We start from the raw sequence: 15,971 nt of genomic DNA on the forward strand, positions 1-15,971 counted from the left end.
TATCAAACGACACCCGTAAGGCTATCTCATCTACTTCGGCATTCATCTGTCGGTGCGATCGTGCGATCATCTGAGAAACCTCAATACTTTATGGCTATAGAGGACACTCGCCAGTGGACTGGCAAGCATGATTGTCCTGCCGGAGAACCCATTTCTTATGTCGAAGGCGTTCGAAGCGCTCTAGGAATCGATCAAGAACTTCGAACTCCTCCTACAGCTTCTATTAATAAGCAGAATAAAACCATTGATGGCGTTTGCATCCCTGCTTGCAGGTTTCCTTCATGGATGCATTGCGGAAAATGTGAGGGCTTATTTTACAAGCCTTGGATAAAACAGCCTGAGAATGAACAACTTGTCTGTCCCAAGTGCAAGCATTCAAATATTAAACAAACACCATGGGTGCTCATTCATCCAGATGGTCATATGGCTGATGTTCCTTGGCACCGATTAACCCACCAATACGCGAAAAAACTAGAACAAAAGAACTGCAAACATGACTGGACTACGCCCTATTTAAAACTTCGAAAAGGTGATGATGGCTATAACCTATCATGTATGCGATGCAGCGCTTTTAACAAATTTGATGAATCAGCTCGCATCCCATACGGCATGACAAGTAGTCAGCCATGGCTACGCGAAACTAAGGAAACATCGGAAGATCTTGCCGTGATCATGAGTATCAATGATTCTCGAATTCACACTTCTGAATCTGATAGCGCTTTGGTCATACCTCCAGAATCCAGAATACGTAGAGGTTCTGTGATTGATCGCCTGTATTGTAATACAAAATTAAGAGATCGTATAGCGAGAGCTAAGAATCCATTAGCCATTAAGCGGGAGACACGAAAAGCTGCCGAAGAACTCAATTGTTCAAAATCTGAAGTTGTCAGAGCTATTAGCGAAATTGAAAATGGCTACCCCTATTATGGGGCAAACCCAACAATCGACGACCTCCTTTTGTCTGAATTTGGTGCTCTGTGTGGAATTATTCCCAATAACCTTGAGGATGAAGATCTTGTAACGGAACACTACAGTGAGCAATGGAGCACCTGTGTCACAGACGAAATGGCAGCATCGACCAAAGCCGTAATAAATAGCATCTCCAATCTTGTAGCGGTTACTCGTCTTAAAGAAATTCAAGTGCTTCGTGGGTTTAGTAGAATGGGCGGAGATCTTACGCCCCCTGACATCATAGGGAAAAGCAAGTGGTTACCAGCTCTTGAAATGTATGGAGAAGGTCTGTTCATCACGATCGACGAGGAAATTCTATCAAGGTGGGAGTCGTCTTTACCCATTCAAAAGCGAGCCGCTGACTTCATCGAGAGATTTGCTGCCGCTGATATGAACTTTAACGTTGAAATCCAGGTGTCACCTCGTTTCTTGCTACTACACACGATTTCACACCTATTGATACGTCAACTTGAGGCAGGTGCTGGTTATCCCGCAGCCTCTCTCAAGGAGCGTATTTATTATTCCTCTAATCGGAATGCACCAATGGCTGGAATCCTGGTATATGTTGCTGTTCCTGATTCTTCCGGTTCTCTGGGAGGCTTAGCTGAACACGCCAAACCAGATAAATTTATCCGGCTGATTTCCAGCGTTTTCGAACACGCAGAGTGGTGCTCATTAGACCCAGTATGCAGTGAACACGAAGGTCAAGGACCAGGTCTCCTAAATAAGGCTGCTTGTCATGGATGCGCATTGATCCCGGAGCCAAGTTGCATCTGCGGCAACCTTCTTCTTGATCGTACTTTCATCAAAGGAAATCTAGATGACTTTAACCAAGAAGGCGGTGATGAGACTCGTATCCCTCCATTTCTCACATTTGCTCAACAGATAAGGAAATAGATAACTAAATCATCATGGATTCCACTAGATCATTTCAGCTTCCAGGTATTCAAGATCTGAATAAAGAACAGGAAGATGTCATGGCACTTCCTAGTAACGGGCAATACTTGGTTGTTGGGGGTCCCGGAACCGGAAAATCTGTAGTGGCTCTACTCCGCGCACGTAAGTTGCGCAGAGAAAAAATTCAATATGTATTTTTGGTCTACAATCACCTTCTCGATGAATCTGGCTCACAGCTCTACCCAGACCTGATATCGACCACATGGATTAAATGGTTTAAGAAATGGTTTAAAAACATAACTAAACAAGACTGCCCTTTGTCAGCTCCACTAAAACAGGGAGGCTTTAGAGACATCGATTGGATTAAAGTCGACGAGATTGCCTCTGTATTCCAGGACTCACATAGTGATCATGAGTCATTAGCACTGCCTCATCTCATCATTGACGAAGGTCAAGACATGCCTCCACAATTTTACCAAGCTTTATGCGATTTAGGTTTTGAGCATTTCTTTATCGTGGCAGATCAGAACCAACAAATCATTGCGAATCAAAATAGTAGCCGACGAGATATAGAGACTTACCTTGCTTTAGAGAGTGAACAGATAATCGAACTCCATGAAAATTTTCGTAATACTCTGCCAACCGCGAGACTAGCACAATCATATTGTCCTCATGACCCCGCTAGCCCAAAACCACAGCTTCCGGATCACAGGCCATCTGTATTTACCCCAATTCTTTTTCAATATAGTAGCGATCAATTTCTACGGCTCATCAGAAGAATCATCGTCATACTAAATCGTGATCCTCGTCGTCTCATTGGCATTATTACACCGAATAACGCCATTCGGGAAAAATACATAGCAGCTCTAGAATCAGCTCAACACAATCAAGATCCTACAAAAGCGAATATTCAAACTTACTACAGTGGCTCTACAGAGAAGCTGCGTTTTGACAAAGGGGGCATCATGGTCATCAATGTTCAATCGTGTAAAGGTCTTGAATTTGATGATGTGTTTCTAGCTGACACTGAAGAACATCAACATGATCATAACACTGCAAATTTAACACAGAGCCGATTTTACGTCATGGTATCAAGAGCTCGCAAAAAAATCATTCTACTAAGATCAAAGTCTGATCACAAACCGATTGATGACATCCACCCTAAGGACCCTCTCATTCTTAAACACTATCCAAATAACAATCATGAAGCGCTCTAAAACAGAACAACCCGAACTTGGCTTGACAGTGGAAGCAGCTGAGAAAAAACAGCCCGTCTGGAATTTGGTTACCAATCATCGCAATCTGTTTTATATGCTTGCAGCAGGTTTGATAATGCCACCCAAAGGATTCCTTAAAAAATACTACGCAGACCCATTATCAGTCTATCCCGGATGGGTTCCTTTAACTAATGGAAGCGTCCCTTCTAACTTCATTCAAAAGGCGACAAGTGAAAGGGATTGGCTGAAGCCATGTATCATTACAATCAGTATCGATACCCTTTCTGGTGACATCCATTCGATCAATAACAATGGTGAGAGTGCTGAGGTCAACTTTCCAACTTCTGATATATCAAATATTGATCTGTTATTAATCCCGGCCCCTCTACCCGCAGGGTGGATCGAGTCGATCACGTTTCAAAACAAAGAAGATAAGGATTCCTGTTTAGCTGAGGCTGAGGATCTGTCTAATGTTCCCCTGAAACAGTATAAGATCAAAACAAACGCCAGCGCGTTCAAGCCTAAAAAGAGCATCGAGCATGCTGTGCGCTCATTTTCAGAAGAGGATTATAATTTATCTCCAGACAAATCTTTAGCCTATGGAGCCATGTTGGCTATGCTAACACAGTTTACCGAATATTCAGCACTTGCGAGCAAAGTCACTCAAACCGCTTTTTCTCCAGTACAGTATCCTGATACGACTGAAGACCCCATACTTACGCCCCTTTCTTCGTGGATAACTCAGGATCTACAACCTGAGCAAATGGATACTGTTTCAGCCAAAATTTTTTGGGGTGCCGTCAACCACCTCGCATCCAACCGTTCAAAAGAAGGCAGTATGCCTGCATTAGATGAACTGCTCGAATATTTAGAATCTGTCAGCTCTGATATGCAATCTAGTCACAAAGATAGACTCTACTCACTGATTCAGGATATCAAAGCCGTAGCTGGCATTGGCGACTCTAGCATTTCTGAATTATTTAAACGTAATAATCGACCGCTCTCTAGAGCCATGGTCGTCTTTTCACTTAGAGATACCTGTACAGATTTAATCAATTTTAAGGAGGAGTCTCTGACAGAGAACGATCTAGTATTAGCTGCCATCCTATTTTCAGCTCGTGATGGCTGGATGGGTCTTCCACTTGATTTACGCGGCACAACACAGAAAATGACACATGCTATTGAACACCGCATGGCCTCTATGGCGCATCAGTTATCCGGTAGTAATATTCAATTAGGAGAGCCGCCTTCAAGACCTAGGGTGTTACGCGAGTTATTTTCTTTAACAGACAACCAGTGGAGCAAAAAACAAATGAATGCAGCCCTGAATTTAGCTAGAAGCATGAAGTGGGACTGCATCAGAACAACCATCACATTAGCTAAGGGTGATTACCAAATGCATATCGATGGAAAGGGCATACATATTGAATTCGATGGAGAGGTTAAGGCTGTTAACGCATCAGTTGACCCGACACTATTCCTCGAAAAAATATCATCGTCTTCAATCAAACCTAACTTTCTTAAGAAAACATACGCCGATTTAGGAGAGGAGGTAGCTCAATGAAGATGATCCCTTCCTCACCCTATGGCACAAGCAGTAAAGCCGAAAAACGGATTTTTGACAGACTCAGACAGGCATACGAAGTCCCACGAGAAGATTGGACCTGTTTCCATTCACTCAATCTAACGAGACACCCTAGTAAAAGGTTTGGTGAAGCCGATTTTGTTCTCTGTGGTCCTAAAGGAGTTTTTATACTTGAAATCAAAGGAGGTGGAATCGCGTGCAATGAAGGACAATGGGCAACCACTGACCGCAATGGCGTCATCTCAAATCTTAAAGAGAGCCCATTTGTTCAGGCTGAAACGGCTCTTCATGCCATCCAAAACAGAATGAGGGAAAACATGCCCATTGTTCATAACCAGCTCACTTTCGGGTATGGCGTAATTTTCCCCGACTGCAATTTCGACGTCTCCTCACTTGAGTGGGAAAACTGTATGGTTGCTGACGCTAAGTCATCACGTGATATCGTAGGGTGGCTGAATCGACTTTTTAAACACTGGCATGGCAAAGTAAACCGTCCCAATTTACTCGATTCCAAAACACTTAAAGATATCAGAGCTTTTCTCCGCCCCAATTTTGACACAGCCATTCCTCTGCATGTAATAGCTGATGACATCGAGGAGAAGGCCACCTCATTAACAGCTGATCAAATGAGGGCTATTGATATCATTGAAGCAAACAACCGTATTCTCTGTTATGGAGGAGCGGGTACGGGAAAAACTTTTTTAGCCATGGAACTGGCACGAAGGTGGACGTCCGAAGGTCAGCAAGTAGCTCTCATTTGCAGATCACCTTGGTTACGTCAATATCTTGAAACGAAGGCTCAAATACCAAACTTAACCCTAGCCCTTGCTTCCAATGTAAAATCTGCCGCTCGTAGAGCTGGAATCGATAGTTTTGACCGCTACATTATCGATGAAGGACAAGATATTTTTGAATCAACGGTGCTCGATAATTTAGAACCCTCGCTCAATGGTGGTTGGAGTGAGGGAAAATGGTGTATTTTTTATGATGTTAACAATCAGGCAGGACTCTTTGGACCGACAGATCTTGATACTGAAGCTTATTTGGAAAGTTTCGGTGCTGCCAAAGTTCCACTCACAACAAACTGCCGTAATACAAAATTGATTCTAGATAAGGTTAAAAATGACCTTGGGGCAGACATGGGTGTAAGAGGTGCTGGCAACGGGCCTCAAATCAGAGAGTTTCAAGCCAATTCCCCTGAAGAGTCAGCTACATTGCTCGCCAACGAGCTGAAAGAAATCATCAACATAGGAGGAATCTCAGAAGGAAATGTCACGATCCTATCACCGCTACCATTCCCCGAGTCAAGTGCAGCTCTCCTACACGCAACTTACCTTAATCGAATAGAGGTCATTGATGAGTATTCGCTTCGCAGCTTTCCACCGAGTCACATTAGTTTTGCTACAATTAAAGAGTTTAAGGGATTGGAAAATGAAGCCGTTATCCTAATCGACCTTCCAACTCTCAAAATTCCTGCAAATGATCTAAATCTGCGTTATGTAGGTATGAGCCGAGCCAGAGCGGTTCTTTCGATCATCTCCACAATCACCACACAGTCTACAAGTTAAACTCAGGATAAGTTAGCACACTCTAATAGATTCTGATAAATCGGCGAAAGCTTGTTTTCCAAACAAGCGGTTGACAAATCCGGGTGATTTTGTTCAATTGTTCTCATGAACACTATCGAATCCCCCGCCCGATCACTTGAAGAGTCGCTTCAGAAGCTCTATGGCTTCAGCGCATTCCGCCCTCACCAGCGCGAGCTTGTGGAGGGGCTTCTGGCTGGGAAAAATGTCTTTGGCGTGATGCCAACCGGTGGTGGTAAGTCGCTTTGTTACCAGCTGCCGGGTAAAATGCTGGAGGGCACGGCGGTGGTGGTTAGCCCGTTGATCGCGCTGATGAAGGATCAAGTCGATGCCGCCAATGCCAACGGGATTCATGCGGCCTATTTGAATAGCACCCTCACCCACCAGGAGGCGGCGGAGGTGGAGAGCCAGTACCGGGCGGGTGTGCTGGATCTTCTTTACCTCGCGCCAGAGCGACTCGCGCTTCCCGGCTATATCGATACCCTTCGCCAGAACGCGCAGCAGGCACCAAGTTTTTTTGCCATTGATGAAGCCCACTGTATTTCCGAGTGGGGACATGATTTCCGCCCCGATTATCTTTTCCTCAGCCAGCTGCGCTCGCTCTTTCCTAACACCCCGATGGCCGCCTTCACAGCGACAGCCACAGAAAAAGTGGCCGCCGATATTGAAAAACGACTCGGTCTTGAATCAGCCGTCAAGGTGCGTGCTTCATTCGATCGGAAAAATCTCTTTTACGAAGTCCGTGCCAAAAAGGACTGGGAGCGGCAGATCGTCGAGTTCGTCCAAAAACGCCCCGGCCAGAGCGGGATCATCTATCGCACCTCACGTAAAAGTGTCGAAGCCACTGCGCAGTTACTGAAAACCAACGGCATCAACGCCGCCGCCTATCACGCCGGTATGGAGTCGGACGACCGCACCCGCACCCAGGACGATTTCATCCGCGACAACATCGATGTCATGGTCGCCACCGTCGCCTTTGGCATGGGCGTGGACAAGGCAGACGTGCGTTACATCATCCACGGCGATATGCCCAAGAACATCGAGAGCTACTACCAGGAAACGGGCAGGGCAGGACGTGATGGCGACGATTCACACTGCCTGCTGCTCTACTCCCCGGGCGACTCGATGAAAATCCGTCGGTTCTTCGATGACATCAGCGATGAAGAGGAGAAACAACGCGCTGCACGTCTCCTACAAGCCATGGAGAGATTTGCGTCGGTGCCTGCATGCCGCCGGATCAACCTGTTAGCCTATTTCAATGAAACTTATCCGGAGGAAAAATGTGGCTGCTGTGATTATTGCAACGGCGAATTCAAACAAGTCGACGCCACCAAACCAGCCCAGATGATACTCTCCGCCGTCATGCGCACCGGTGGCAAATTTGGTGCGGTGCATATCTGCGATATTGTCGCGGGAGCCGACACGGCAAAAATCCGCCAGTTCGACCACGATCAGCTGAAAACCTACGGCGTCGGTAAAAACCACCCCAAATCCTACTGGCGCGGTGTCTTGGATGCATTGCTCGCCAGCGGTCATCTGCGGCTTTCGCAGGACCAATACCCGGTGCCTCAAATCACCGAGTCAGGCACCGAGGTGCTGTACGGTCGGCAAGAATTCCACATCAACGAAGACACCCGTGTGGAGCCAGAAAAGGCCGGACGCAAACAGCGACAGCAAGTCGGCCTAACACCCTGCCACGAAGGTCTGTTCCAGCACCTCAGAGCCTTACGCAAACAAGTCGCCGACGAGGCGGAGGTGCCCCCCTACGTGGTGTTTTCAGATAAATCCCTTCGCGCCATCGCCGCCCACATGCCGGAGAGCGAGCATGAGCTGCTGCAGCTGCACGGCATCGGCCAGAACAAATGCCAAAGCTATGGCCCGGCCTTCCTGCAAGCCGTCGCTGCTTTCCTAACAAACAACCCGGACGCCATCCAGGAAAAACAAGCACTCCCCGCCACCGCACCCCAAACGATCAGGCGCGCAGCACCGCCAACGACACAGATCACACACGACCTTTTAAAACAGGGACTCAGCATCGAGGAAATTGCCAGGCAGCGCGGTTACGTCACCTCCACCATCGAGAGCCACCTGGCCACCCTCATCGAAAACGGAGCGGACATCGATTGGAAAAGCCTCGTCACTCCGGAACAAATCACCCTCTGCCAGGAGCTTTTCTCCGAGCACGGTGACGAAGCACTCTCTCCGATCATCGAAGCCGCCGCCGGCAAGCTCGGCTACGGCGAAGTCAAAATCATCCGCGCCGCAATGACCGCCGACACGGTCACAAAGTAGGGCGAGTTTGTAACTTGCCGGCAAACTTGGTGAGTGCATCGTGCTTTGGTTGATTGCTTTGGTTTTCATCAAAAAGTAAATTGAATTGGCGCAAGTTCGTATTGATTCCCTCAGCTGCCCGTGGATAATGCGCGAGCACTACCAACCAAACAATTTATGGAAAAATCTGATTTCGGCCTGATCGGCCTTGCTGTCATGGGGCAGAACCTTGTTCTCAACGTGGAAAGCCGCGGTTTTCAAGTCTCTGTATACAATCGCACCACTTCCACCATGGAGGAATTCATCGCGGCAAACCCCGGCAAAAAACTCATTGGCTGCGAGACCCTGGAAGAATTCGTCGATAGCCTGGCAAGCCCCCGCAAGATCCAGATCATGGTCAAGGCCGGTGCTCCGGTCGATGCCGTGATTGAATCCCTGATTCCGCTGCTCGATCAAGACGACATCATCATCGACGGCGGCAACTCACTCTACACCGATACCGAGCGTCGCGATAAATACTGCGCAGAGGCAGGCCTGCGTTTCATTGGCGCCGGTGTTTCGGGCGGCGAAGAAGGAGCGCTCAAAGGTCCTGCCATCATGCCCGGGGGTCCGGCTAGCACCTGGGAGATCATGAAACCCATATTCGAAAGCATCTCAGCCAAGGTTGACGGCGTGCCCTGCGTAGTCCACATCGGTGAAGGCGGCGCAGGCCACTTCGTCAAGATGGTGCACAACGGTATCGAATACGGCGACATGCAACTAATCTGCGAGGCGTATAATATCTTTAAAGCCGCAGGCTTCTCTAACGGGGAACTCGCCGACATCTTTGCCGATTGGAATGCCGGCGACCTGGAAAGTTTCCTGATCGAAATCACCGCCAATATTTTCAAACAAAAAGATCCCGAGACAGGCAAGGACATCGTTGACCTCATTGTCGACAAAGCTGGCCAGAAAGGAACAGGTCGCTGGACGGTGATGGGCTCGGTCGAACAAGCCATCCCCTTCTCCACCATCGCCGGCTCCGTGGAAGCCCGTATCCTTTCCTCCATGCGCGACGAGCGCAAGGTCGCCTCAGGCATCCTGCAAGGCCCCAGCAACTGGGACTTTGAGCTCACCATGAGCAAAGAAGAGCTTGTGGCGAAGGTGCGTAATGCGCTCTACGCCTCCAAGATTGTTTCCTACGCCCAAGGGCTCGACCTCATCGCCAAGGTCGGCGAAGACAAAGGCTGGAACCTCAAGCTCGGTGAGATTGCCAAGATCTGGCGCGGCGGCTGTATCATCCGCGCCCGCTTCCTCAATCGCATCACCGAGGCGTATCAGAGCGATACACCTCCGTCGAACCTCATGCTCGCTCCGTTCTTCACGGAAATCCTTAACGCTGGCCAGCAGGACTGGCGTGAGGTGGTGGCCCTCGCAGCAACCAACGGCATTCCGGTGCCATCCTTCGGTGGCTCACTGAGCTACTACGACGCCTACCGCGCCGAGCGACTTCCAGCCAACCTGCTCCAAGCACAACGCGACTTCTTCGGCGCCCATACCTACGAGCGCACAGACAAGCCCGAAGGTGAGTGGTTCCACACCGAGGACTGGCCCGATTTGATCAGCTAGCCAGCTAACAGAAGCATATTCTCCATGGCGAAACGGACGCTCCGTTTCGCCATTTTTACGTCCACATTTCCATCAAAGAACTGCAACGGGCTTGCTAGAAATATCTAACATTCCATACATCCACCAACATTTTCCTACTGGGGTCAAAGTCAGACTACCCCCTGATCGATCATGGCATTGACGACCTTGAGGAAGCCGGCGATGTTGGCACCCACTTCGTAATTGCCAGGCATGCCGTAGCGTTCGGCTGTCTCGTAGCAATTCGAGTGAATGTTTTTCATAATCTGCTGCAGGCGGGTATCAACTTCTTCGCGTGGCCAGCTCAGACGCATGCTGTTCTGGGCCATCTCAAGCCCAGAGACAGCAACGCCTCCGGCATTCGCCGCCTTGCCGGGAGCGTAGAGGATCTTGTGCTCGCGGAAAATTTTTATACCCTCTGGTTCGGTCGGCATGTTGGCACCTTCGCTGACGAGACAAACGCCATTGCCCACCATCTTTTGAGCATCTACCGCATTAAGTTCGTTCTGGGTGGCACAAGGGAATGCGCAATCAGCAGGGAACGACCAGAGCGGATTGTGATCCAACCCTGGATCGGCAGGTGTGTAGATTGCCTGGGGATATTCTTCGGTAAATTCTGAAATCCGGCCGCGCCGAATATTCTTGAGTTCCATGATGTAGGTGAGTTTTTCACGTGTAATCCCCTCTTCATCGTAAATACAACCGCCGGAATCCGAGCAGGTCACCGGTATGGCGCCAAGATCAAGAAGTTTCTCCATAGCATACTGAGCAACATTGCCGGACCCGGATACGAGGCAACGTTTGCCCTCAAGGGTCTCATCGCGAACCGCTAGCATTTCGGCGGCAAAATATACTGCCCCATAACCGGTCGCCTCGGGGCGGATCAGTGACCCCCCCCAGTTCAGGCTCTTGCCGGTGAGTACGCCAGTGAACTCGTTACGTATCCGCTTGTATGTGCCGAACATGTAGCCGATCTCACGTGCTCCGACACCGATGTCCCCAGCTGGCACGTCTGTGTTAGGTCCTATATGCCGTTGCAGCTCGGTCATAAAACTTTGGCAGAACCGCATGACCTCCTGATCACTCTTGCCCTTGGGGTCGAAGTCCGAACCACCCTTACCACCACCCATGGCAAGCGTTGTTAGAGCATTCTTAAAAACTTGCTCGAACGCCAGGAACTTGAGGATGCCTAGGTTCACCGAAGGGTGGAACCGCAAGCCTCCTTTATAGGGACCCAGGGCACTATTCATCTCGATACGGAAACCGCGGTTGACCCGCACCTGACCGGTGTCGTCAGCCCACGGCACACGGAACTGGATCACTCGCTCAGGCTCCACAATACGCTCTAAAATTGCTTCCCTCCCAAAGGACGGATTGCGGTCGAGAACCGGTTGAATCGAGTTCACAACCTCGGCGACGGCTTGATGAAATTCCGGTTGAGCAGGATCCTTATCTTGGACTAATTGAAGTATATTGTTCATAGTGTTTTAGCTTACTGTCCGATTACCACACGTAAACCCCACGTCAATCAATTTAGAAGCAATCGGAAGGATCCGTTATCCCTCATCTGTGAGTCTTCATCCGCCCTCTGCTTCCGGAGACTGGATTGACATCACTCGCAGCACACCCCGACCACCTCGACCGTCCACCTTGAGCTGGATTTGACATTCTGGAGAAACCCTAACAACCCCACCTGATTCGGCAACCCTGGGTTGAGATCTAAACCAATCCCAGTCGATATGATCATCCGCCGCCTGTGAAAGATGGGGTATTCCGAGAGTAGTTAGATTATGAAAAAAATGCGAACCCTGCGATGGCTCCGCAGTTAGTTTCTCGTGTCGTGTTTCGATGATCGCTGCAACCGCGCTGATCTGCTGCCAATCCACGGGAATTCCCAGCCAGGGATCGGACGACCCCCAGCGCCCCGGACCGATCAGCAAGTAGCGCCGCCCTTCCTCGGTCAGGCGGGCGTTAAATTCACCTAGAATGCCGGCGATTTCCCGCGTATTAGCCGGATCGAATCCCTCTGGGTCGATAAACACCACGTCCCCAATACCATCCAGGATTCCATTGCCCTGGGCATACGACGCCGTGCATATCGCATTGGCGAGATCCGTTTTGCTAATCGTTACTCGCTGGTGCTCCTGTCGCGCACTCATGGGTCGGAGTTGTAGGATGTGGAACTTGGCTCGTTCTCCGGGCTTCGTCGGCAGGTCCAGTGCGAATTCCAGTTCCACTGGGCACCCCATCCCTTTCCTGCAACGCTTGAGAATCTCATGCAGAATGCCTGGCAGGTCTACCACACCATACTTGAGCAGAGGCGTGAAGTTCATCACCCTCACACCCGGCACATCCGTCGTATCCCGGATTCGGCCTTCCCCCGGAACATACGTGCTGACGAGTCTCCGGAAGGGCTCGGCCTCGATCACCTCGTTCAAATTCCTCAGCACGAGCGTGTCGGATGGGTCTCCTTGACGGGATGGGTCCGCGTCATTTAACCTCAGACTATAAAATTGTTGTTGGGCGCTATTGAGCACATCCTGCACTGAGGCATGCTCGGGTTGCAGCTCGGGGGCGCGGGGAGAGAAGCGCCAGGACTTCCCCCCCTGAACGACCATCGTGCCCAGCCCCGCAGCGATCGTGGCCACACCATCCTCTGCTTTCATACGACCAAACGGGTAGTAATTTACTGATTGGGCTACTCCCGAAACCGCTGGATGGAACCACTCACCGTGGTCTTGGCCCGCAAGTTTTTGGATAATGACCGCCATGCCTTCCTCTGCCACGCGGTGCCCGACCCGTTGGGCGAATGCACGCGCGTCTTTTCTATAGGTCGATGCATAAACCAGCCGGACCGCATCGAGCAGACGATTAAGCCGGACGTTGGGATCTGCCTCGTCGTTACTCAGCATCACCGTCCGGTAGAGTCCCGCGTAGGCAGCGAAATACCCGTCCTCTAGAAGCCCCGACGACCTTATAGCAAGGGGGTAGCTTACCTTATCGAGAAAAGTGCGAAGTTGCTTCTTGAGGGTTTTCGAGATATGGCCTTTCAGAAACCGGCGGTCAATCTCCGCATCCTCGTATTTGCCGCTCGCCAGATGGCTCAGGCGGTTGCGTTGGATGAATTCCTCAAACAACTCGGTATCGAGAATCAACGCGGGTGGTATCAGAATTTCAAGGTCGGGAAAATCGCGGTGTAATTGTGGATCGGCAAGGATTGTGGCAGCAACAAAGGCAAGACCTCGACCCTTACCCCCCATGGAGCCCCCCCCGATCTTGAGAAGCTCGAAATCGTCATCGAAGCTCCGAGCCTCGAATTCGATCACCAACCCTCGCTGCCGCTGCCTTAGGCGTTCCAGGATGAGATCAGCCAGTGCCTCACGATGGTTCGCAGTAGAGACGAAATCCTCGTAACGCAGAGGGCGAAGTTTATCGGCTAGTTCAATCTCGGCCCGGGCATAAAGCCAACGTGAAAAGTCGTTATGGCGACAATGCTCAAGGAATGAGTCCTCGGGGATCCGCTCGAGGCACCGGCCAAGTTCACGCAGTGTGCCCGCCCGTTCGATAATCTTGCCCGACGACGAGTCCCTGAAATCGAAGTGCCCAAACCCCAGGTGACGAAGCATAAATTTGCGCACTTGAATGATCAAGTCGGGCGAATTTTTGTCGACGAAGGTTGCTGGTATCTTATCCGCACGGGCGGCATTACGAGGCTCGGAGCTCATTAAGAGTAGCGGGATATCGAAGCGGTCGGCGTGGACGTGGCACAGAAGATCGATTCCAGCGTCCAAATCCGGGACTCCTCCGCGAGGGAAACGCACGTCCGAGATGATCCCGAGCACGAAGGGTTTGTAGCGCTCGTAAAGAGCCATGGCTTTCTCGAAATCGGATGCGAGCAGGATTTTCGGGCGCGCCCGCATCGCCAGGAGCCTGTGATTCTCATTGAGCCCCTCATCGATCAAGGCTCGGGTTTGAGCTACGATTTCCTTGTAAAGAATTGGCAGAATCGTTGAAAGATGTTCGGGCGAATCCTCGACCAGAATGATGACCCTAATCCCAGCCAGCTCGGTATCATGCTGGGCATTCAGCTCGTCCTCGACACTCTTAATCAGCGCGACGAACAAGTCGCGGTTACCTCGCCAGAGGAAGGTGTGCTCCAATGGTCTTGCTGCTGAGATACCGCTGGCCCCGTTGTTGCGCGGAGGACGTGCATGATGCAACAGGTGGATCACTGGCAAATCCGGCTTGATGCGGCGCATTTCGTCCGTGCATTCCTGCTCGTCAAGGCACTCCCCGGTCGACACGAGAATCGCTAAATCGAACTCGTCATTGACCATTGCAGCCAGTGCCTCCTTCTGCCCTGATGCCCAACGTAAGCGCGGTGGACTGCTGAGGTTCAGCCCCCGGTATTCGCGCACGAGTTCCTCCGCCAACCGCCCCTCCTCTTCCATGCTCCATGCGTCATAGGGGGTGGAGACGAGCAACACCTCGCGCACCTTACTGCGCATCAATTCGTGAAAGACCTTGAAACGCGGGTCGAACTCCTCGGCAAACTGACGATAGGCCACAGTTCACTCATAAGCCATTCCGCCGACACTACCAAGCGTAATTTTTCAAATGAATGACGCGTAAACAACGGAAGGAACCCCATCAACTATTGATCGCATCAATCAACTGGCGGAGCCTACCGAAATTCCGGCGACGATGGCGGAAAATGAGGCGTGGAAGTGCGTCGAGCTGAGGTTCGTCTTCCTCAGCGGGAAGCGGGGCACCTTGTATAAAATCACCACTTTTCAAAATATCGCCAAAATCCCTCCTCAGTTTGTTGATATGCCCTTCTTTCAGTTCCTTCTGCATCCGGATGACAAGCCTGTCACCGACGTAGCGGTAGGAATGAAAATTCGAATAAAAGCGGGTCACCTCTTCTACCGCTTCATCTACATCGTCGGTGACTTTGTAGAGTGCAAAATCACTATCAGAAATCAATCTAAGTCGGCTGAGATGCTCGATCACAAATTGCTGCCAGAACTTCCAATAAGTCCCTCCCTTGGCATCCACCAGCACTAACGGATAGATAGCCACCTTCCCTGTTTGTATAAGTGTTAGTGTTTCGAAAATTTCATCCATCGTACCAAATCCACCAGGGAAAGCGGCCACTGCATCGCCCTCTTTGACAAATGATAGCTTGCGGGTGAAAAAGAAGTTAAAATCGACCAGTTTCTCGTCACCGGCGATGAACGCATTGGCGGCGGCTTCAAAAGGCAAAGTGATATTCAGCCCGAAGCTGTCCTCTCTTCCAGCGCCTTCGTTACCCGCCGCCATGATACCCGGGCCCGCACCCGTGATGGTCATAAACCCGGCATCACGCATTTTGGATGAGAACTCGACCGCCGCTTTATACTCCGGCTCCTCGGGGTCCGTTCTTGCGGAACCAAAAACCGAGACCTTGCGACAGTTACGATAGGGGTAAAAAACCTCGTTCGCGATCCGCATTTCCTTCAACGCGCGGTTCATCATCTTGAAATCGCCCTCGGTCACGGCTCCCCGGGAAATCCGAACCGCCGAAATCAGCATTTCAGCCAGGAGGCAGCTCTCCTTGCCCTCCGCTATTTCATCCGCCAATTCCATGATCCGGTCGTCGAGCACCTTTTCTCCGGTGGAGCCGATAAATGCACACGACTTGGAATGGATCATCCCGCCGGTAAAATCTCTTTCCTGCGGAATCTTGGTGGGTTTAACGTGCGGGCTCATGATGGATTTTTATAAGGGTTTATTTTGATAGCTACCTAGTTGTAGGATGTCACAGAGTCGTGACAATTACAAAAAACGAAAACAACC

General features: G+C 50.3%; 9 protein-coding genes. 6 read left to right on the top strand and 3 right to left on the bottom strand.

The genetic code is table 11. The features are described 5' to 3' along the window. Window positions 1–90: 90 nt before the first annotated feature. From H7A51_06695 to gnd, 6 genes are all read left to right on the top strand, one after another. Entirely contained in the window at window positions 91–1,848 is a 1,758-nt protein-coding gene (locus H7A51_06695; GenBank protein MCP5535908.1) for a DUF1998 domain-containing protein, read from the top strand. Between the two features lie 14 nt (window positions 1,849–1,862). After that, the gene (locus H7A51_06700) at window positions 1,863–3,065 is read left to right on the top strand and encodes an ATP-binding domain-containing protein (GenBank protein MCP5535909.1); all 1,203 of its coding nucleotides are present in this window, start codon (window positions 1,863–1,865) and stop codon (window positions 3,063–3,065) included. Then, window positions 3,052–4,629: a hypothetical protein gene (locus H7A51_06705; GenBank protein MCP5535910.1), complete on the top strand. Its 1,578-nt coding sequence runs from the start codon at window positions 3,052–3,054 to the stop codon at window positions 4,627–4,629. Before H7A51_06700 ends, H7A51_06705 begins: the two co-directional genes overlap by 14 nt. After that, window positions 4,626–6,218, top strand: coding sequence for an NERD domain-containing protein (locus H7A51_06710; protein MCP5535911.1), 1,593 nt, complete (start codon window positions 4,626–4,628; stop codon window positions 6,216–6,218). The genes H7A51_06705 and H7A51_06710 overlap by 4 nt, the downstream gene beginning before the upstream one ends. Before the next feature lie 105 nt (window positions 6,219–6,323). Next, the gene (gene recQ / locus H7A51_06715) at window positions 6,324–8,528 is read left to right on the top strand and encodes a DNA helicase RecQ (protein MCP5535912.1); all 2,205 of its coding nucleotides are present in this window, start codon (window positions 6,324–6,326) and stop codon (window positions 8,526–8,528) included. Between the two features lie 156 nt (window positions 8,529–8,684). After that, on the top strand, window positions 8,685–10,115 hold the full coding sequence (gnd, locus tag H7A51_06720) for a decarboxylating NADP(+)-dependent phosphogluconate dehydrogenase (GenBank protein MCP5535913.1): 1,431 nt from the start codon (window positions 8,685–8,687) through the stop codon (window positions 10,113–10,115). A 149-nt stretch (window positions 10,116–10,264) separates the two neighbouring features. On the opposite strand, the gene gdhA is transcribed toward gnd, so the two are convergent. The 3 genes from gdhA to H7A51_06735 all read right to left on the bottom strand — a co-directional run bounded on the left by gdhA (window position 10,265) and on the right by H7A51_06735 (window position 15,884). After that, entirely contained in the window at window positions 10,265–11,614 is a 1,350-nt protein-coding gene (gdhA, locus tag H7A51_06725) for an NADP-specific glutamate dehydrogenase (protein MCP5535914.1), read from the bottom strand. Window positions 11,615–11,710: 96 nt separating this feature from the next. Then, entirely contained in the window at window positions 11,711–14,701 is a 2,991-nt protein-coding gene (locus tag H7A51_06730) for a hypothetical protein (GenBank protein ID MCP5535915.1), read from the bottom strand. 82 nt (window positions 14,702–14,783) lie between these two features. Continuing rightward, window positions 14,784–15,884, bottom strand: a complete 1,101-nt coding sequence (locus H7A51_06735) for an LOG family protein (GenBank protein MCP5535916.1) — start codon at window positions 15,882–15,884, stop codon at window positions 14,784–14,786. Between the last annotated feature and the right edge of the window lie 87 nt (window positions 15,885–15,971).

The sequence above is a fragment of the Akkermansiaceae bacterium genome (assembly GCA_024233115.1).
Classification (GTDB): Bacteria; Verrucomicrobiota; Verrucomicrobiia; order Verrucomicrobiales; family Akkermansiaceae; genus Oceaniferula.

Coding starts and splice junctions, on each gene's coding strand:
- H7A51_06695 (MCP5535908.1), top strand. CDS start 91: ATGGCTATAGAGGACACTCGCCAGTGGACTGGCAAGCATGATTGTCCT.
- H7A51_06700 (MCP5535909.1), top strand. CDS start 1,863: ATGGATTCCACTAGATCATTTCAGCTTCCAGGTATTCAAGATCTGAAT.
- H7A51_06705 (MCP5535910.1), top strand. CDS start 3,052: ATGAAGCGCTCTAAAACAGAACAACCCGAACTTGGCTTGACAGTGGAA.
- H7A51_06710 (MCP5535911.1), top strand. CDS start 4,626: ATGAAGATGATCCCTTCCTCACCCTATGGCACAAGCAGTAAAGCCGAA.
- recQ (MCP5535912.1), top strand. CDS start 6,324: ATGAACACTATCGAATCCCCCGCCCGATCACTTGAAGAGTCGCTTCAG.
- gnd (MCP5535913.1), top strand. CDS start 8,685: ATGGAAAAATCTGATTTCGGCCTGATCGGCCTTGCTGTCATGGGGCAG.
- gdhA (MCP5535914.1), bottom strand. CDS start 11,614: ATGAACAATATACTTCAATTAGTCCAAGATAAGGATCCTGCTCAACCG.
- H7A51_06735 (MCP5535916.1), bottom strand. CDS start 15,884: ATGAGCCCGCACGTTAAACCCACCAAGATTCCGCAGGAAAGAGATTTT.